Annotated in this window: 16 protein-coding genes and 1 pseudogene; 11 read left to right on the top strand and 6 right to left on the bottom strand. The window is 59.6% G+C overall.

The annotated features are described in order from the left end of the window. Nucleotides 1–32: 32 nt before the first annotated feature. The 3 genes from GHO32_RS22515 to GHO32_RS22505 are packed head-to-tail and all read left to right on the top strand — an operon-like array spanning nt 33 to nt 2,388. Nucleotides 33–608, top strand: a complete 576-nt coding sequence (locus tag GHO32_RS22515) for a YfiR family protein (protein ID WP_153336486.1) — start codon at nt 33–35, stop codon at nt 606–608. Then, nucleotides 605–1,876 carry a diguanylate cyclase domain-containing protein gene (locus tag GHO32_RS22510; protein WP_153336485.1) on the top strand — a complete coding sequence of 424 codons (1,272 nt, stop codon included), beginning with the start codon at nt 605–607 and terminating at the stop codon, nt 1,874–1,876. Before GHO32_RS22515 ends, GHO32_RS22510 begins: the two co-directional genes overlap by 4 nt. Before the next feature lie 5 nt (nt 1,877–1,881). After that, the gene (locus tag GHO32_RS22505) at nt 1,882–2,388 is read left to right on the top strand and encodes an OmpA family protein (RefSeq protein WP_153336484.1); all 507 of its coding nucleotides are present in this window, start codon (nt 1,882–1,884) and stop codon (nt 2,386–2,388) included. A 63-nt stretch (nt 2,389–2,451) separates the two neighbouring features. Here the strand turns inward: GHO32_RS22505 and GHO32_RS22500 are convergent, their stop codons facing one another. Continuing rightward, on the bottom strand, nt 2,452–3,399 hold the full coding sequence (locus GHO32_RS22500) for a LysR family transcriptional regulator (RefSeq protein ID WP_153338177.1): 948 nt from the start codon (nt 3,397–3,399) through the stop codon (nt 2,452–2,454). A gap of 130 nt (nt 3,400–3,529) precedes the next feature. Between GHO32_RS22500 and GHO32_RS22495 the strand changes: the two genes are divergently transcribed. Together GHO32_RS22495 and mmsB are read left to right on the top strand one after the other, a co-directional pair. Continuing rightward, nucleotides 3,530–5,044 (top strand): CoA-acylating methylmalonate-semialdehyde dehydrogenase, encoded by a 1,515-nt coding sequence (locus GHO32_RS22495; RefSeq protein WP_048391240.1) that lies wholly within the window; start codon nt 3,530–3,532, stop codon nt 5,042–5,044. A gap of 10 nt (nt 5,045–5,054) precedes the next feature. Continuing rightward, nucleotides 5,055–5,939, top strand: a complete 885-nt coding sequence (gene mmsB, locus GHO32_RS22490; protein WP_153336478.1) for a 3-hydroxyisobutyrate dehydrogenase — start codon at nt 5,055–5,057, stop codon at nt 5,937–5,939. Between the two features lie 56 nt (nt 5,940–5,995). On the opposite strand, the gene GHO32_RS22485 is transcribed toward mmsB, so the two are convergent. From GHO32_RS22485 to GHO32_RS22475, 3 genes are all read right to left on the bottom strand, one after another. Further along, the gene (locus GHO32_RS22485; RefSeq protein ID WP_019410498.1) at nt 5,996–6,340 is read right to left on the bottom strand and encodes a cupin domain-containing protein; all 345 of its coding nucleotides are present in this window, start codon (nt 6,338–6,340) and stop codon (nt 5,996–5,998) included. 164 nt (nt 6,341–6,504) lie between these two features. Beyond that, nucleotides 6,505–7,908 carry an amino acid permease gene (locus tag GHO32_RS22480; protein ID WP_153335525.1) on the bottom strand — a complete coding sequence of 468 codons (1,404 nt, stop codon included), beginning with the start codon at nt 7,906–7,908 and terminating at the stop codon, nt 6,505–6,507. A 139-nt stretch (nt 7,909–8,047) separates the two neighbouring features. Then, the gene (locus GHO32_RS22475) at nt 8,048–8,932 is read right to left on the bottom strand and encodes a LysR substrate-binding domain-containing protein (RefSeq protein ID WP_153335526.1); all 885 of its coding nucleotides are present in this window, start codon (nt 8,930–8,932) and stop codon (nt 8,048–8,050) included. A gap of 154 nt (nt 8,933–9,086) precedes the next feature. Between GHO32_RS22475 and GHO32_RS22470 the strand changes: the two genes are divergently transcribed. The 6 genes from GHO32_RS22470 (at nt 9,087) to GHO32_RS22445 (ending at nt 15,692) form a co-directional block, all read left to right on the top strand. Beyond that, on the top strand, nt 9,087–9,851 hold the full coding sequence (locus tag GHO32_RS22470) for a sulfite exporter TauE/SafE family protein (protein WP_153335527.1): 765 nt from the start codon (nt 9,087–9,089) through the stop codon (nt 9,849–9,851). A gap of 171 nt (nt 9,852–10,022) precedes the next feature. Continuing rightward, nucleotides 10,023–10,613: an NAD(P)H-dependent oxidoreductase gene (locus tag GHO32_RS22465; RefSeq protein ID WP_153335528.1), complete on the top strand. Its 591-nt coding sequence runs from the start codon at nt 10,023–10,025 to the stop codon at nt 10,611–10,613. A gap of 102 nt (nt 10,614–10,715) precedes the next feature. Then, nucleotides 10,716–11,627, top strand: a complete 912-nt coding sequence (locus tag GHO32_RS22460) for a LysR substrate-binding domain-containing protein (RefSeq protein ID WP_368668411.1) — start codon at nt 10,716–10,718, stop codon at nt 11,625–11,627. Nucleotides 11,628–11,996: 369 nt separating this feature from the next. Continuing rightward, the gene (locus GHO32_RS22455) at nt 11,997–12,266 is read left to right on the top strand and encodes a hypothetical protein (protein WP_153335529.1); all 270 of its coding nucleotides are present in this window, start codon (nt 11,997–11,999) and stop codon (nt 12,264–12,266) included. 153 nt (nt 12,267–12,419) lie between these two features. Further along, nucleotides 12,420–14,087 (top strand): gamma-glutamyltransferase, encoded by a 1,668-nt coding sequence (gene ggt, locus GHO32_RS22450; protein WP_123752190.1) that lies wholly within the window; start codon nt 12,420–12,422, stop codon nt 14,085–14,087. Nucleotides 14,088–14,246: 159 nt separating this feature from the next. Next, a complete protein-coding gene (locus GHO32_RS22445; RefSeq protein WP_153335530.1) occupies nt 14,247–15,692 on the top strand; it encodes a SulP family inorganic anion transporter in 1,446 nt (481 codons plus the stop codon). Nucleotides 15,693–15,728: 36 nt separating this feature from the next. Here GHO32_RS22445 and GHO32_RS27275 read toward each other — a convergent pair whose 3' ends face one another. Beyond that, nucleotides 15,729–16,592 (bottom strand): methyl-accepting chemotaxis protein, encoded by an 864-nt coding sequence (locus tag GHO32_RS27275; RefSeq protein ID WP_371924544.1) that lies wholly within the window; start codon nt 16,590–16,592, stop codon nt 15,729–15,731. Next, nucleotides 16,584–17,516, bottom strand: a pseudogene (locus GHO32_RS27270) (methyl-accepting chemotaxis protein); the annotation flags it as partial. The gene GHO32_RS27275 and the pseudogene GHO32_RS27270, both read right to left, overlap by 9 nt. Nucleotides 17,517–17,740: the final 224 nt, after the last annotated feature.

The raw sequence follows: 17,740 nt of genomic DNA, 5'->3' as shown, positions 1-17,740 counted from the left end.
TTATTCCTGGAATGAATACAGAGATTTCCTGCATGGATGTGGCTGTCTCATCGACAGAGCAGCGTTTTGGATGGCGGCTGAGATGTCTTTCTCTTTGCTTGTTGCTGTTCAGCACTCCCTGCCTGGCCCAGCCCGAAGCTTCCGTTAATCTGGCGGATCAGCGTGCCAAGGCCGTGACCCAAGTGGTGCTCGGCATCCTCAGTTATGCGCGTTGGCCTGCCGAGCCTGCCCAGTTGGAACTGTGCGTGATCGGTCCTACCGAATACACCGACGACTTACTCAAAGGTACGACTCAATCCAGCGGCAGGCCGGTCCATGTCACTCGTTTGCTGGCGAATAATCCGGCCATTGCCACCGCCTGTCACGCCGTCTATCTGGGCAAATTAAGCACAGAAGAGCGCACCTATGTGTTCGACATCCTGGCTGGCCAAGCCGTGCTGAGCATCAGTGAAGAGGTCAGCCAGTGCACGGTCGGCAGTTTGTTTTGCCTGAACGTGCGTGATGATCAAGTAGCGTTTGAAGTGAACCTCGACTCGGTTGCCCGCAGCGGCGTGCGGATTCACCCCAGCGTGCTGCAACTGTCACGCCGCCGGGTCGCGCAGCCATGAGCCTGATCAAGCGTTCTCGTAACCGTCGCCGGCTGCGCTCGGTGCTGCGTCGCGGGCATTTGAGCGTGGCGTTGGTCGCCGTGGTGCTGGCCAGCCTTTCATTGACGCTGTTGGGCATCCTTGCGCTCAAGGTGTACGCCGACCACAACCTGCATTTGATTGCGCGGGCCATCAACTACACCGTCGAGGCCGCCGTGGTGTTTGATGACAAAACGGCCGCGTCCGAAGCGCTGGCCATGATCGCGTCCACCGAAGCCGTGGCCGAAGCCAAAATCTACAACGTCGAGGGTGAGTTGCTGGCCTACTGGCGCCGTCCGGAAAGCGGCTTTCTGTCGCGGGTCGAAATGCTCTTGGCCAATGGTTTGCTCGAACAGCCGATTAGCGTGCCGATTGAGCATCAGGGCAAGCAGGTAGGGGCGGTTATCGTCAGCGGGCACGGTGCCAATCTGTTGCGCTTTTTGCTCAGCGGACTGTTCGGCGTCATCGTCTGTACCGCGCTAAGTGCCTGGAGTGCGCTGTACTTGTCGCGGCGCTTGCTCAATGGCATCACCGGGCCTTTGCACAAACTGGCTGAGGTGGCCCACGCTGCGCGCAGTGAGCGGACCTTCGACCGCCGCGTGCCCGCGGCAAAGATTGCTGAAATGGACAGCCTGGGCAATGACTTCAATGCGTTGCTGGACGAGTTGGAGTCTTGGCAAAGCCACCTGAAAATCGAAAACCAGGCGCTGGCGCATCAGGCCAGCCATGACTCGCTCACCAACCTGCCCAATCGCGCCTACTTTGCTGCGCGGCTGGCGCGAACCCTGCGCGCAACCAACCCTGCCAACGATAAAGTCGCCGTGCTGTTCCTCGACAGCGACCGCTTCAAAGACATCAACGACACCTACGGCCATGCGGCCGGTGATGCCGTCCTGGTCGCCGTGGCCACCCGCGTGCGTGCGCAATTGCGCGAAGACGACGTGGTCGCGCGTTTTGGCGGTGACGAATTCGCCATCCTCCTGGCGCCGCTGTATCACGTTGAAGACGCCCAGCGCATCGCCGACAAGATCATCGCCAGCATGCAGGAGCCGGTCGAGTTGCCCGGTCACATCAGCATCGTGACCTCGCTCAGCATCGGCATCGCCGTATATCCCGAACACGGTGCAACCCCGGACTTGCTGCTCTGCGCAGCGGATGCGGCGATGTACCAAGCCAAACGCCTCGCCCGGGGCGGACAACAACTTGCCGAGTCGGAGTACTCGCCAACCCCGCTATTACCAGGAGCTTAACCCCCATGCATACAGTCACTCGTCGCTACCAACAGCTGTTCGGCGTGGTCTGGTTAATGGCCGTGCTGGTCTTGACCGGCTGCCAGACCGCCGCCCCGCAAAAAGGCCTGAGCGCCGCGCAGATCGCCGTGTTGAAGGAACAAGGTTTCCAGCTGACCGACGAAGGTTGGGCGTTTGACCTGTCGGGCAAGGTGTTGTTTGGCAGTGACCTGGATGCCCTCAACCCGCAAAGCCAGCAAGTCGTTGAACGTATTGGTACCGCATTGCTTGCCGCCGACATCCCGCGCGTGCGGGTAGACGGGCACACCGACTCTTCGGGGCAAGAGTCCTACAACCAACAACTGTCTGTGCGCCGTGCCAACAGCGTGGTCAAGGCACTGACCAAAGTCGGCATGCAGCCTGAAAACATCCAGATCCGTGGGTTGGGCAGCAGTGCGCCCGTGGCCTCCAACAAAACCCGCGCCGGCCGCACCGAAAACCGCCGCGTCTCGATCATCGTCATTGCCGACTAGTCCTCGTTGGAGCGAGCTTGTCTCGCGATCTTTTGATCTTTCAGAAGATCGCGAGGCAAACCTTCAGTCCGCAAACCTCAACGCCCGCGTCTCCCCAAGCAGCAGCGGCGCATTCAGCTCCGTCACGTTGCGGATGTAATCCCACAGCAGCGTAATCCGTTTCAACTTCCTCAAGTCCTCGCGGCAGTACATCCAGAACTGCCGTGTCAGGTTGATTTCATCGGGCAGTACCGGCAATAAACGCGGGTCTTGCGCCGCCAGAAAGCACGGCAAAATCGCCAGCGAGCGCCCTTGCTGCGCCGCCACGTACTGCGCGATCACGCTGGTGCTGCGCAAGTTAGCGCTGGCGCCAGGCAGTACGTTGGCCAGGTACAGCAACTCGGAACTGAACGCCAGATCGTCGACGTAGCTGATAAACGGATGTTCGGCCAAGTCGGCAGCCCGGCGAATGGGCGGGTGCTGGTCCAGGTAGTCCTGGGTGGCGTACAACTGCAAACGGTAGTCGCACAGTTTGCAGCACACATAAGGCCCGTGTTCCGGGCGCTCCAGCGCAATCACGATATCCGCCTCACGCTTGGACAGGCTGATGAAGTGTGGCAGCGGCAGGATATCCACTGAGATGGCCGGGTAGGTGTCGACAAAATGGCTGAGTTGCGGGGTGATGAAAAAGCTCCCGAAACCCTCGGTGCAGCCCATGCGCACGTGCCCCGATAACGCCACGCCAGAGCCGGACACTTGCTCGCAGGCCATGTGCAGCGTGCTTTCAATAGACTCGGCATAACCTAGCAAACGCTGGCCTTCGCTGGTCAGCGTAAAGCCATTGGTGCGCGACTTTTCGAACAGCAACGTGCCCAGGGCGGCTTCCAGCGAGCTGATGCGCCGCGACACCGTCGTGTAGTCCACAGCCAGGCGCTTGGCCGCGCTGCTGGCCTTGCGGGTTCGGGCTACCTCGAGAAAAAACTTCAGGTCGTCCCAGTTCAATGCGCTTAACGATGTGATGTTTTTTTGCATGTTTGACCGGCTTTTATGTGCGTTCTTATTAGAAGAACGCACACCTATACTCCAAAAACAGTCCTGCGACCAATCTGGACGCCCGCCCCCTGTTGTTTACGGGCTTATAAAAATAAATTCGGAGACTTCTATGAACGTTTCTACCACCCCGTACCAAAATGCCCGCCTGCTGATTGATGGCGAATGGGTCGAGTCGCAGACCACCGAGTGGCACGACATCGTTAACCCGGCCACCCAGCAAGTGCTGGCCAAAGTACCGTTTGCCACCCCCGATGAAGTCAACGCCGCCATTGCTGCCGCGCAACGCGCTTTCCAGACCTGGAAGCTCACGCCCATCGGCGCGCGGATGCGCATCATGCTCAAGTTGCAGGCGCTGATCCGCGAACACTCCAAACGCATCGCCACCGTCCTCAGTGCTGAACAAGGCAAAACCATTGCCGACGCCGAGGGCGATATTTTCCGTGGCCTGGAAGTGGTCGAACACGCGTGCTCCATCGGCACCTTACAAATGGGCGAATTCGCAGAAAACGTGGCAGGCGGCGTTGATACCTACACCCTGCGCCAACCTATCGGCGTGTGTGCGGGCATTACCCCTTTCAACTTCCCGGCCATGATCCCGCTGTGGATGTTCCCGATGGCCATTGCCTGCGGTAACACCTTTGTTCTCAAGCCTTCCGAGCAAGACCCGCTGTCGACCCTGATGCTGGTCGAGCTGGCGCTGGAAGCGGGCGTGCCACCGGGTGTGCTCAACGTGGTGCACGGCGGCAAGGCGGTGGTGGACGCGCTCTGCACCCACACCGACATCAAAGCCGTGTCGTTTGTCGGCTCAACCGCTGTCGGCACTCACGTCTATGACCTGGCCGGCAAGCACGGCAAGCGTGTGCAGTCGATGATGGGTGCGAAAAACCACGCCGTGGTACTGCCGGACGCGAACCGTCAGCAAACACTCAATGCACTGGTCGGCGCCGGTTTTGGGGCGGCCGGCCAACGCTGCATGGCCACCTCGGTGGTGGTGCTGGTGGGCGCGGCCAAACAATGGCTGCCGGACCTCAAGGCGCTGGCGCAAAACCTCAAGGTCAACGCGGGCAGCGAGCCGGGTACGGATGTCGGCCCGGTGATTTCCAAGCGTGCGAAAGAGCGCATCCTGGGGCTGATCGAAAGCGGGGTCAAAGAAGGCGCGGTACTGGAACTCGATGGTCGCAACATCAGCGTGCCGGGCTTTGAAGACGGCAACTTTGTCGGCCCGACTCTGTTCTCGGGCGTGACCACTGACATGCAAATCTACACCCAGGAAATCTTTGGCCCGGTACTGGTGGTGATCGAGGTCGATACCCTCGACCAGGCCATTGCTCTGGTCAACGCCAACCCGTTCGGCAACGGCACCGGCCTGTTTACCCAAAGCGGCGCGGCGGCGCGCAAGTTCCAGAGCGAAATCGACGTGGGCCAGGTCGGCATCAACATTCCGATCCCGGTGCCGGTGCCGATCTTCAGCTTCACTGGTTCGCGCGGTTCCAAACTTGGCGATTTGGGCCCGTACGGCAAGCAAGTGGTGCAGTTCTATACTCAAACCAAGACGGTCACCAGCCGCTGGTTCGACGATGACAGCGTAAATGATGGCGTCAACACCACCATCAATCTTCGTTGAGGGCACGACCATGAACATCGCATTTATTGGCCTCGGCAACATGGGCGCGCCCATGGCGCGCAACCTGCTCAAAGCCGGGCATTCGTTGAACCTGTTTGATCTGAACAAAGACATCCTCGCCGAACTGGCGGCGCAGGGCGGGCACATCAGCGCCTCGCCGCGTGAAGCCGCGCAGGGCGCTGAGCTGGTGATTACCATGCTGCCAGCGGCGGCCCATGTACGCAGCGTGTGGCTGGGTGAAGACGGTGTGTTGGCCGGTATCACCGAAGGCGTGCCTGCGGTGGATTGCAGCACCATCGACCCGCAAACCGTGCGCGACGTTGCCGCCGCAGCCGCCAAGCAGGGCGTGCACATGGCGGATGCCCCGGTGTCCGGCGGCACCGGCGGCGCGCAAGCGGGCACCCTGACCTTTATGGTCGGCGCCAACAAAGCGTTGTTCGACACGCTGCACCCGGTGCTGTCGCAGATGGGCCGCAACATCGTCCATTGTGGTGACGTGGGCACCGGCCAAGTGGCCAAGATCTGCAACAACCTGGTGCTCGGGATCTCGATGATCGCGGTCAGCGAAGCCATGGCGTTGGGCGCGGCATTGGGCATCGACAGCCAAGTACTGGCGGGGGTGATCAACAGCTCTACCGGGCGCTGCTGGAGTTCCGAGGTGTACAACCCGTGGCCGGGCATTGTTGAGACGGCCCCGGCATCACGCGGTTACACCGGTGGTTTTGGCGCCGAACTGATGCTCAAGGATCTGGGGCTGGCCACTGAGGCCGCGCGTCAGGCCCATCAGCCGGTGGTGCTGGGCGCTGTGGCGCAACAGTTGTATCAAGCCATGAGCTTGCGCGGAGAGGGCGGCAAAGACTTCTCGGCCATCATCAACGGCTACCGCAAACCCTAATAGGGTTTTCCAGGGAATCCGCGTCGGGCGGATTCCCTGGGTTTTACCGGATGCGATCAGGCAAAAACGAAATACTTGCGCACGGTTTCAACCACTTCCCACGTGCCTTTCATCCCCGGCTCAATTACAAAAATGTCACCGGCCCGCAGATGGATCGGCTCTTTGCCCTCCGGGGTGATGATGCAATAGCCTTCACGGAAATCGCAGTACTCCCACTTCACATACTCCACGTACCACTTGCCGGGCGTGCAGATCCACGTGCCCATGATTTTGTCGCCGTCCTCGCTGGTGTAGGCATTGAGGTTGACGGTATGCGGGTCGCCTTCGAGCTTTTCCCATTTGCAGGCATCCAGCACAGGCAAAGGATGCGTGTCGCGAAGTACGGTAATCGGCGCAGACATAAGAACTCCGTTGAGGGTGTGAGACACAAACCTCACCCTAACGGGCCTTGCGCGTGGGCAGATGCCTGGTTCCGACACTCAGCGGCCCGAATACGCACCCCCAGATACGCAAAAGCCCCGGCACTTGAAGGCAAGTGCCGGGGCTTTTCAGTTGCGCGTCGGGGTTAGTGGCGGTTAACCAGCGCCTTGCCCATGCGCAGACGCACGCGGTAGAACACGTAAATGATCAGCAGCCACACCGGCATCGCATACACCGAAGGGCGAACGTCGGGGATCATCCAGATCACCGAGACGATCACCGCCATGAACGCCAGGCACAGCATGTTGCTGAACGGCGACCAGAACGCTTTGAAGCCAGGCTCCACACCACGCTGGGCCATCGCCTTGCGGAACTTGATGTGGGTGAGGCTGATCAGCGCCCAGTTGATCATCAGCGAGGCAACCACCAGTGCAAACAGCAGCTCCAAAGCTTTGTGCGGTGCCACGTAGTTGACCACCACACACAACAACGTCACCAGCGCCGACACGCCCAGCGCCCGCAATGGCACGCCATTTTTGGTCAGCTTCATCAGTGCTTTCGGCGCGTCACCTTGTTCGGCGAGGCCAAACAGCATGCGGCTGTTGCAGTACACGCCACTGTTGTACACCGACAGCGCGGCGGTCAGTACCACAAAGTTAAGGATCTGCGCGGCGGTGTCGCTGCCGATCAACGCAAAAATCTGCACAAACGGGCTGCTGCCGTAGGCATCGCCACCGGCGCCCAGCGTGACCAGCAACTGGTCCCACGGGTACAGCGCCAACAGCACGGTGAGTGCGCCCACGTAGAAAATCAGAATCCGGTACACCACCTGGTTGATGGCCTTGGGGATTACTTTTTTCGGCTCGCTGGCTTCTGCTGCGGTGATGCCCACCAGCTCCAGACCGCCAAAGGAGAACATGATGAACGCCATGGCCATCAGCAGCCCGGTGCCGCCATTGGGGAAGAACCCGCCGTGGCTCCACAGGTTACTGATCGACGCTTGCGGGCCACCGGCGCCGCTGAACAGCAGATAGCAACCGAGCACGATCATGCCGAGAATCGCCACCACCTTGATGATCGCGAACCAGAACTCCATCTCGCCGAACACTTTGACGTTCAGCGTGTTGATCAGGTTGACCAGCACAAAGAACACCACGGCGCTGACCCACGTCGGCACCTCGGGCCACCAGAACTGGATGTATTTGCCCACGGCCGTCAGTTCGGCCATGCCCACCAATACGTACAGCACCCAGTAGTTCCAGCCCGCCAGGAAACCCGCGTAACCGCCCCAATACTTATGCGCAAAGTGGCTGAACGAACCCGCCACCGGCTCTTCAACGATCATTTCGCCCAGCTGGCGCATGATCAGAAAGGCGATAAAACCGGCAATCGCATAGCCGAGAATCATCGACGGTCCCGCCGACTTGAGCACGCCTGCCGAGCCCAGAAACAGCCCCGTACCGATCGCGCCGCCCAAGGCAATCAGCTGAATATGGCGGTTTTTCAAGCCGCGTTTGAGTGTGACCGGGGGGGAGTTAGCGTCAGCCATCGGTTGCCCTGTTGGTTGGTGTATTCAGTGTGTTGATGCCATCACCCGGATGCCTTGGGTGCCAGCAAGCCGGGGATATTACTCTTGGTAAAAATTCAGGCATACAGGCGAAGGCGTCTCTGGGAGATTTCTTACAGATTTAATTCGTCGATAACGCCTCAAACAAGGCCTTGGCGTAAGCCGGTAATTGTTCAAACGAATGGGCGCAGAGTAACAATTTGCGCGCCGCCCACGGCTCGTTCAGCGCCAACACACTGAACGTGGGCGGCGCTTGCCAGCGTTCAATCGTGGCCTTGGGCACAATGCCCAGCCCGGCGCCACGGGCCACCATGCGCACCACACCGTCAAACCCTTCAGCGCGGATCCGCACCTGCATGCGCGTGCCCGTATGCAGCGCTTGTTCCTCCAGGTACACCGCCAGCGCGCTATTGGCCGACAGCCCGACATAATCATGGCTCAGGGTGTCTGCAAACGTCAGCACGGGTTCTTGGGCCAGCGGATGGTCCTGCGGGATCACCAGCACCAGCGGGTCGTCGCGAAAAGGCCGGGTGTGCAGGTCGTGGGTATCCACCGCGCTGGACACCACGCCAATGTCGGCGGCGTTCTGGCGCAAGGCGTGGGTGATGCGCAGGCTGGTGAGTTCTTGCAGGTCGACACTGATGGCCGGGTGCTGGTGCACAAAATCGGCCAGCAACTCCGGCAGGTACTCCGTGATGGCGGCGGTATTGCACAACAGGCGCACCTGGCCTTTAAAGCCTTGGGCGTACTCGGCCATGTCGTGATGCACGCGCTCGACCTGTTGCAGCAACAGCCGGGCATGTTGCGCCAGGGCTTGCCCGGCGGGTGTCGGGCTGACGCCTCGGCGGCTGCGCTGCAAACACTCAACCCCAAACGCGGCCTCCATGGCACGAATGCGCGCACTGGCGGCGGCCAGCGACAAATGGCTGAGGTTGGCGCCCGCCGTAATATTGCCCGCCTGCACCACATTCAAATACAAGCGCAGATCAACCAGGTCGAAATGCATATTTTGGCTATGCCTCAATTCAACTGTAGGAGCGAGCTTGCTCGCGATCTTTTGATCTTTTAAAAAATAGTTATGTTCTGCCTATGCCTAAACAAGAGCCTGGCTCAATGTATGACGCATTTTCAAACCTTGCGCCATCCCCCAGCATGGCCACATGAATACATTAATCGCGTACTACCAACACTTGGGCTGGGCCTTGTCACTGCTGGTGATGATGACCTTTCTGCTAGCGGGAACGGTCAAAGGCATGATTGGCCTGGGCTTGCCCACCGTCGCCATGGGCATGCTCGGCCTGGCTATCGCTCCGGCGCAGGCTGCGGCCTTGCTGATTATCCCTTCCATCGTCACCAACACCTGGCAACTGGTGGCGGGCGGGCAATTGCGCGAGCTGATCAAGCGCTTGTGGTCCATGCAAGTGTGCATCCTGCTGGGCACCGGTCTGGGCGTGCTATGGCTGAGCGTCGACAGCGGCGGTTGGGCCGTGCGCGCACTGGGCGCGGCTTTGTTGCTGTACGCCCTGGTCGGGCTGTTTTTGCCAGCCCTGCGGGTGTCTGCGTCTGCCGAGCGCTGGGCGGGGCCGGTTTGCGGGTTGATCACAGGCGTCATCACCTCGGCCACCGGCGTCTTTGTGATTCCTGCCGTGCCGTACTTGCAAGCCCTGAGCTTGAACAAAAACCAATTGGTCCAGGCCTTGGGTTTGTCTTTCAGCGTCTCGACCCTGGCCCTGGCGGCCGGGCTTTATTGGCGGGGCGCGTTGGGCGGTGGCGAACTGAATGCCTCGGTGCTGGCGCTGTTGCCCGCGATGCTGGGCATGTGGCTGGGGCAATGTTTGCGTCAACGCATCAGCGCCGCGTTGTTCAAGCGCGTGTTCTTTGTCGGCATGGCGGTGTTGGGTGCTCATTTATTGATCAGCGGCTAAAGCTGATTGGCAACAATCTGATAGTTATTCGTGATCTGTGCGCAAAGGTAATTTGCTTTAACGCGGGTTTTTCCTAAAGGCTGGGCTCTATATCGTTGCCCTACGTTTTAAACCTTTAAGACCCCCGTGCCGCTCAACAGCGCTGAGGGTTAACTCCTGAAGAGGCTGCTCATGAAAAAAATTCTGTTACTCAATGGCGCTAAAAAATTCGCCCACTCCGATGGCCGCTACAACCTGACCATGCACGACACCGCGCTGGCCTTTTTTGATCGTCAGGGTTTTGAAGTCAACGTCACCCACATCGACGAAGGCTACGACGTGGCCGAAGAAGTCGAAAAATACCTGTGGGCCGACGTGGTTATTTACCAAATGCCGGGCTGGTGGATGGGCGCGCCGTGGATCGTCAAAAAATACATCGACGAAGTCTTCACCCAGGGGCATGGCAAACTCTACGCCAGCGATGGTCGCACCCGTTCCGATGCGTCGCAGCGTTATGGCAGCGGTGGCTTGATCCAGGGCAAACAGTACATGTTGTCGCTGACCTGGAACGCACCGCAGCAAGCGTTTGAAGACCCGGCCGACTTCTTTGAAGGCAAAGGCGTGGACGCGGTGTACTTTCCGTTCCACAAAGCCAACCAGTTTTTGGGCATGACCGGCTTGCCGACCTTTTTGTGTGTCGATGTCATGAAACGCCCGCAACCGGACGTTGACGCGGCGCGTTACGAGCAACACTTGAGCGAAGTCTTCGGCCTCGACGTGTAACCTGACGCGTTTCACGACGGCTTCGCCGCCGATAGCAGCCTCGCTCCGCTCGTCAGCGGCTACTAGCGACTACTATCAGTCGTTACCAATGAGGGGGCACGTGTGAAAGCCAGATCCGATGAACTGCAAATTTTTGTCTCGGTGATTGAGTGCGGCTCGATCTCCGCTGCTGCCGAGCAAGCCGGACAAACGCCTTCGGCCGTCAGCCGCACGCTGTCACGGCTGGAGGCCAAGCTCGACACCACGCTGATCAACCGCACCACGCGGCGCATGGACCTGACCGAAGAAGGCAAGTTCTTCTTCGAGCAGGCCAAGCTGATCCTTGAGCAAATGGACGAGCTGGAAGAACGCCTCATTTCGCACCAGCGCACACCGTCCGGGCGTCTGCGCATCAACGCAGCGGCGCCGTTCATGCTGCACGCCATCGTGCCGTACCTCCCCGAATTCCGGGCGCTGTACCCCGAGATCCAGCTGGAACTCAACAGCAACGACCTGATCATCGACCTGCTAGAGCAAAGCACCGACATCGCGATCCGCATCGGCACGCTGGCGGACTCGACCTTGCACGCCCGTTCATTGGGCTGCAGCCCGCTCAACATTCTGGCCAGCTCCGAGTACATCGCCCGGCACGGTGTGCCCAACAGCGTGGCCGAACTGGCCAACCACACCCTGATCGGCTTTACCCAAAACGACGGCCTCAACCAATGGCCGCTGCGGTTTGCCCAAGGAGATCGCTGGACCATCCAGCCGGCCATCAGCGCCTCCAGCGGCGAAACCGTTCGCCATTTGGCGCTGCAAGGGCAGGGCATTGCCTGCCTGTCGCACTTCATGACCCACGAAGACATCAGCGCCGGGCGCTTGCAGGTGCTGCTGGGTGAGTTCAACAGCGGCTATCGCCAGCCCATTCATGCCGTGTACTACCGCAACTCGCAGCTGGCGTTGCGCATTCAATGCTTTCTGGACTTTATCCAGACCAAGCTGGCGAGCTATGCAGCGCCGTATTTCAAAGACTGATGGGCTTACTCCTACAGGCATTTGAGAGCAACGCCCACACATATAGCAACGTCTGCACCTGACGCATCGCTTTCTATTGAGTGAAGTTTCCGAGAGAATCCCGACCGCCTTGCGGCACTCGATAGGCGTGGATAGTCTCGCTGAGTCACTGATCATCAGTGGCCGGCTGTGACAGGCCATCAAGAGTAAGCAAGACAAGCGTCATTAACGTCTCCTCGTGTTATGGCGGCTGCGTGCAGGGCACCTTCGGGTGCACCGAGTCTTTGTCTTGCTTTCTCCTCGGTCTGTCACCCGCACGCAGCTGCCTCCCTCTCCGAATGACAGCGGAACTGTGGCAGTTCTTTCAGCCTTATCCGAGAAAGTAATGTCATGAATAAAATCGTCCCCGATCCACCCCTAAATTCCCTTAATACCGCTGCTCACGCCTGTACCTCACTGTTCGGTATCAACTCCGGCATTGGTGCGCGTGACGCGCTGACGCAGGTTTCGCTGTTGCTTAAAGGCGCTGAACTCAACGCCGACGATATTGGCTCGCGCCTCAGCGGCTTTGAAGCCGAGCAACTCTGGCGCATTACCCACGGCGTCGAGCTGGCGCGTGGCGTGGTCGATGCACTGCTGGCGGACCAACCACCCGCCTAGGTGCGGGTGCAGGCGGCAAGGTGTAGAGGTAGAACACCTTCGCCGCCTGCGGCTTTTGCGTAGCGCTACGCAGTTTTCCTTTTGCTGTTTGAAATTTTTGACGAAATCAGACAAGGTTCGGCAACAGTTGATAACAATAAAAGGAAGTAGCGAATGCGTATTGTGTGGTTCAAAACCCTGGCCTTGACGGCGGCCATTGCCGCCAGCTCCTCGGCGTATGCCGTCACTCTGGAAGGCGGCGCAGTGGCTGCACCGGATCAATACGGCGCTGAAGTGGCAGCGCAAATCCTCAAAAAAGGCGGCAACGCGGTCGATGCCGCCGTCGCGACGGCCTTCACCCTGGCCGTCACTTACCCCGAAGCCGGCAACATCGGTGGCGGCGGTTTTATGACCTTGTTCATTGATGGCAAACCCTACTTCCTCGACTATCGCGAGACCGCCCCCAAAGCGGCCAGCCGCGACATGTACCTCAATGACAAAGGCGAAGTCATCGAAAACCTCAGCCTGGTAGGGTCCCGTGCGGCGGGCGTGCCGGGTACGGTCATGGGCTTGTGGGAGGCGCATCAGCGCTTCGGCAAATTGCCATGGGCCGAGCTGATCACCCCGGCCGTGGGTTACGCAAAAAATGGTTTCAAGGTGGCCGACCAGCAATTTCAGTACCGCGAAGATGCGCTGGCACTGTTTAACGGCACCACCAACTTCGGCGATTACTTCGGCACCATGAAGCCGGGCGAAACCTTCAAGCAGCCAGAATTGGCCAAGACCCTGGAGCGCATCGCTGACAAAGGCGCCAAAGAGTTCTACCACGGTGAAACCGCCGACCTGCTGGTCGCGCAAATGCAAAAAGACAAAGGTCTGATCACCAAAGAAGACCTCAATGACTACAAGGTCAGCTGGCGTGAGCCGATGCGCGTCGATTTCCGCGGCAACACCTTGTACACCGCACCGCTGCCAAGTTCGGGCGGCATCGCCTTGGCGCAACTGATCGGCATTAAAGAAGACCGCGCGGCAGACTTTAAAGGTGTGGAGCTGAACTCGGCTCCGTACATTCACCTGCTGGCGGAAATTGAAAAGCGCGTGTTTGCTGACCGTGCCGATTACCTCGGCGACCCGGACTTCGGCAAAATGCCGGTGGCTGAGCTGACCGACCCGGCGTACATCGCCAAGCGTGCGAAAGAAGTGAACCCGAAAGCGATTTCCGAAACCGCCAAGGTCAAACCGGGCCTGGAACCGCATCAGACCACGCACTTCTCCATCGTCGACAAAGACGGCAACGCCGTGAGCAACACCTACACCCTGAACTGGGATTACGGCAGCGGCGTTGTGGTTAAAGGCGCGGGCTTCTTGCTCAACGACGAAATGGACGACTTCAGCTCCAAGCCGGGCGTGGCCAACGCCTTTGGTGTGGTGGGCGGCAATGCCAACGCCATCGAGCCGGGCAAGCGCATGCTGTCGTCGATGAGTCCAAGTCTGGTCACACGCGATGGCAAGGTCACGCTGGTACTCGGCACGCCGGGCGGTTCGCGGATCTTTACCTCGATCTTTCAGGTGCTGAACAACATCTACGACTACGACCTGCCACTGGAAAAAGCCGTGGCCGCACAGCGCGTGCATCACCAGTTGCTGCCTAAAGACACGATCTACTACGACGCTTACGCGCCGCTGACCGGCAAAGTCGCCGATGAGCTCAAAGCCATGGGCTACACCCTGGAAGATCAGGGCTGGAACATGGGCGACATCCAGGCCATCCGTGTTAACGGCACCGCCCTGGAAACAGCCTCCGACCCACGCGGCCGTGGCGTAGGCAAAGTCGTGAAGTAACCTTTCAACTCTGTAGGAGCGAGCTTGCCTCGCGATCTTTTGATCTTTCTAAAAGATCGCGAGGCAAGCTCGCTCCTACAGTTTTCTCACTTTCTGCGCAATTTGTTACCATCCGTTTCTCGTTTTCTCCCTTCGCGTCTCCCGTCTTTTAGGTAACCCATGAAATTCTCACGTCTGCGCGCTGATGTCCTGGCCGGGCTCACGACGTCATTTGCCTTGCTGCCCGAGTGCATTGCCTTTGCCCTGGTGGCTCATCTCAACCCGCTGATGGGCCTGTATGGTGCGTTCATTATTTGCACCATTACCGCGCTGTTCGGTGGTCGACCGGGCATGGTGTCCGGTGCCGCAGGCTCAATGGCAGTGGTGATCGTGGCGCTGGTGGTGCAACACGGTGTGCAGTATCTGTTGGCGACCGTGCTGCTGAGCGGGCTGATCATGCTGGCGTTCGGGCTGCTCAAACTCGGCAAGCTGGTGCGCATGGTGCCGCACCCGGTGATGCTGGGGTTCGTGAACGGGTTGGCGATTGTCATTGCCATGGCGCAACTCGACCACTTCAAGGACGGCGACACCTGGCTCAGCGGCATGCCGCTGTACGTGATGATCGGCCTGGTGGCGCTGACCATGGCCATTGTCTATTTGTTACCGCGCCTGACCCGCGCCGCGCCACCGGCGCTGGTTGCGATCTTGAGCGTGGGGCTGGCGGTGTACTTTTTGGGCCTGCCGACCCGCACCCTTGGTGACATGGCGCATATTGCCGGGAGCTTGCCGACATTTGCCCTGCCAGATATCCCGTGGAACCTCGACACCCTGCGCATCATTGCGCCGTACGCGATCGTGATGGCTGTGGTGGGGCTGCTGGAAACCCTGCTGACCTTGAATTTGACCGACGAAATCACCGAGTCCCGGGGTTACCCGGACCGCGAGTGCGTGGCGCTCGGGGCGGCGAACATGGTGTCGGGGGCGTTTGGTGGCATGGGCGGCTGCGCGATGATCGGGCAAACCGTGGTCAACCTTAGCTCGGGCGGGCGAGGGCGGCTGTCGGGGGTGACGGCCGGGGTGATGATCTTGCTGTTCGTGCTGTTTCTGTCGCCGTTTATTGAGCGAATTCCGCTGGCAGCGCTGGTCGGGGTGATGTTCGTGGTCTCGCAACAGACCTTCGCCTGGGCTTCTTTGCGGGTGCTGAACAAAGTCCCGTTGAACGATGTGCTGGTGATTATTGCGGTCACGGTCATCACCGTGTTTACCGACCTGGCGGTTGCGGTGATGTGCGGGGTTATCATCGCGGCGCTCAACTTTGCCTGGCAACAGTCGCGGCAGCTGTATGCCGAGACGCCGGTGCAAAGCGACGAGAGCAAACTGTACCGGGTTCACGGCACCTTGTTTTTCGCCTCGACCACGGCGTTTCTCAAGCTGTTTGACCCGGCCGAAGACCCCGCCAGCGTGACTCTGGATTGCAGCCAGTTGAGCTTTGTTGATTACTCGGCGATTGCCGCGCTGGACACGTTGCGCGAGCGCTACCGCAAAGCGGGCAAGCATTTGCGCGTTGTGCATGTGTCGGAGCGCTGCAAAAAACTACTCAAGCGCGCCCGCGTCCCTCACGTTTAACACCCTCTCCCGTGGGAGAGGGTTTCTAAAGGTCGGTTACACCTTAAAGTGGCTGACCATTGCTTGCAGTTGTGTCCCCAGCCGCGCCAGTTCAACGCTGGACTTGGCGGTTTCATCACTGGCCGCCGCGGTTTGTTCTGACACGTCACGCACGTTGAGGATGCTGCGGCTGATCTCTTCTGCCACGGCACTTTGCTGCTCGGCGGCTGCGGCAATTTGCTGGTTCATCGACTGAATATTCGACACGGTGCGGGTAATGCCCTGCAACGAAGTGCCGGCCTGGCGGGTCAGGTTCACGCTGCTGTCGGTCAGGGTGCGGCTGTTGTTCATGACCACGGCTACTTGCTGGGTGCCACTTTGCAGTGCCGCGACCAGGGTTTGGATTTCTTCGGTAGAGTTTTGCGTGCGCTGCGCCAAGGCCCGCACTTCATCGGCCACCACCGCAAACCCACGCCCGGCATCACCGGCACGTGCGGCCTCAATCGCCGCGTTAAGCGCTAACAGATTGGTCTGGTCAGCCACGGCTTTGATCACGTCCATGACGCTGCCGATCTTGTCGCTTTCTGTTTGCAACACGGCCATGGCCTGGGTCGAACGGCCGACTTCAACGGCCAGACGCTCGATCTGGTCAATGGCCTGATTGACCACGTTGTCACCGGCGCGGGCTTCGTCGTCGGCGGCGGCTGCGGCGTGGGACGCTTGCTCGGCATTGCGTGCAACTTCTTGCACGGTCGCGGTCATTTCATGCATGGCGGTGGCCACTTGATCGGTTTCGACCTTCTGGCTGTTAACCCCGGCGCTAGTCTGCTCGGTGACCGCAGACAACTCCTCAGCTGCGCTGGCGATTTGCGTGACGCCGTCGCGGATCCCGCTGATCAAATCACGCAAGGTCGTGCCCATGCGCGCAATACCTTGTTGCAGGATGCCCAGGTCATCGCGGCGAGTAACTTGCAAGTTGTGGCTAAGGTCGCCGCTGGCAATGCGCTCAACGACTTCCAGGGTTTCACGTAGCGGGCGGGTGATCTGGCGGGTGATCACGACCGCCGCCGCCACGCCCAGCAGCAAGACCAGCAAGGTGGTGATCAGTTCCAGGCGGTTGGCACTGGCGCTGTCAGTGTCACGACGCTCCAGCTGAATGTTGTACAGCTCGGTGCTGCGGCTAAGGATGCCGTTGCCGTAGTCCGTCATGTCTTTGCGGCGGTCGATAATGCTGTTGTCAGTGTCAGTGAATACCTGCAACGCCTGGGTGTACTCAGCCATGGCATCGCTTAACGCACGCAAGGTGTCAGCGGCGCTGGCGCTGAAAAAAGTGTTCAACCCTGTAAGGCTGGCTGTCGCAGCGGCCAGTTGGTTGCGCGCAGCCTGTTCGGTCGCAGGCGTGGGCGAGGCAATGTAGGCGCGGCCCAGATCGCGGGCCATAAGGAACTGTTCGCGCACTTTGGTGACCGCCTGGTACTGCTCAAAACGCCCTTCTTCGCCCGCCGGGCGTTGCAAAGTGCGGGCGTCCAGCGTGGCGATGTCGGCCAGCGTCGTTTTGGCGCTGCGATCCATGCGCTCACGCGACACCGCAGACTCAACGTAAGCCTTGCGCATCGCCACCAGGGCGCTTTGGTAGCGGGTGATGAGGTCGTGTTGCTCGTTCAGCAACTTGAGGTTTTCAGGGCTCTTGAACGTGTTCAGCAGTTGTTTTTGCTGCGCCTCAAAGGCTTCCAGATTGGTCTGCACGTTCTGTGCGGCGGTCTCGTCGCCATTGGTCAACATGTACTGCAAACGTGCGACCCGCAGGTTGGTCAGCGCGCTGTTGAGTTGCGTGATATCGGTCATCCAGTTACTGCGGTCAATCAATGTCCCCAGGCTGAACCAATTGCTGATTGCCATCAGGCAGGTGAGGGCCAAAACCAGGCCGAAGCCCAAGGCCAGTTTCAGGTTGACGCTGATGTTGCTCAGCCAACTGCTCATTTCAATCTCCAGGAACGGTGCACGCAGGATCTGTTATCGCTGGAGGGTTTTGTTTTTCTGGCCCAGCAAATAGTGTGTTGAGCTGTATC

Origin of the sequence: Pseudomonas sp. FSL R10-2189, assembly GCF_009600325.1 — a bacterium.
In the GTDB taxonomy this organism is placed as follows: Bacteria; Pseudomonadota; Gammaproteobacteria; order Pseudomonadales; family Pseudomonadaceae; genus Aquipseudomonas; species Aquipseudomonas helleri.
Note: the sequence above shows the minus strand (reverse complement) of the source record. Positions and strands in the feature narration are given on the sequence as shown.

What these genes read in the sequence shown, in the direction of transcription:
- GHO32_RS22515 (WP_153336486.1), top strand. Translation starts at nt 33, where the DNA reads ATGGATGTGGCTGTCTCATCGACAGAGCAGCGTTTTGGATGGCGGCTG.
- GHO32_RS22510 (WP_153336485.1), top strand. Translation starts at nt 605, where the DNA reads ATGAGCCTGATCAAGCGTTCTCGTAACCGTCGCCGGCTGCGCTCGGTG.
- GHO32_RS22505 (WP_153336484.1), top strand. Translation starts at nt 1,882, where the DNA reads ATGCATACAGTCACTCGTCGCTACCAACAGCTGTTCGGCGTGGTCTGG.
- GHO32_RS22500 (WP_153338177.1), bottom strand. Translation starts at nt 3,399, where the DNA reads ATGCAAAAAAACATCACATCGTTAAGCGCATTGAACTGGGACGACCTG.
- GHO32_RS22495 (WP_048391240.1), top strand. Translation starts at nt 3,530, where the DNA reads ATGAACGTTTCTACCACCCCGTACCAAAATGCCCGCCTGCTGATTGAT.
- mmsB (WP_153336478.1), top strand. Translation starts at nt 5,055, where the DNA reads ATGAACATCGCATTTATTGGCCTCGGCAACATGGGCGCGCCCATGGCG.
- GHO32_RS22485 (WP_019410498.1), bottom strand. Translation starts at nt 6,340, where the DNA reads ATGTCTGCGCCGATTACCGTACTTCGCGACACGCATCCTTTGCCTGTG.
- GHO32_RS22480 (WP_153335525.1), bottom strand. Translation starts at nt 7,908, where the DNA reads ATGGCTGACGCTAACTCCCCCCCGGTCACACTCAAACGCGGCTTGAAA.
- GHO32_RS22475 (WP_153335526.1), bottom strand. Translation starts at nt 8,932, where the DNA reads ATGCATTTCGACCTGGTTGATCTGCGCTTGTATTTGAATGTGGTGCAG.
- GHO32_RS22470 (WP_153335527.1), top strand. Translation starts at nt 9,087, where the DNA reads ATGAATACATTAATCGCGTACTACCAACACTTGGGCTGGGCCTTGTCA.
- GHO32_RS22465 (WP_153335528.1), top strand. Translation starts at nt 10,023, where the DNA reads ATGAAAAAAATTCTGTTACTCAATGGCGCTAAAAAATTCGCCCACTCC.
- GHO32_RS22455 (WP_153335529.1), top strand. Translation starts at nt 11,997, where the DNA reads ATGAATAAAATCGTCCCCGATCCACCCCTAAATTCCCTTAATACCGCT.
- ggt (WP_123752190.1), top strand. Translation starts at nt 12,420, where the DNA reads ATGCGTATTGTGTGGTTCAAAACCCTGGCCTTGACGGCGGCCATTGCC.
- GHO32_RS22445 (WP_153335530.1), top strand. Translation starts at nt 14,247, where the DNA reads ATGAAATTCTCACGTCTGCGCGCTGATGTCCTGGCCGGGCTCACGACG.
- GHO32_RS27275 (WP_371924544.1), bottom strand. Translation starts at nt 16,592, where the DNA reads ATGGGCACGACCTTGCGTGATTTGATCAGCGGGATCCGCGACGGCGTC.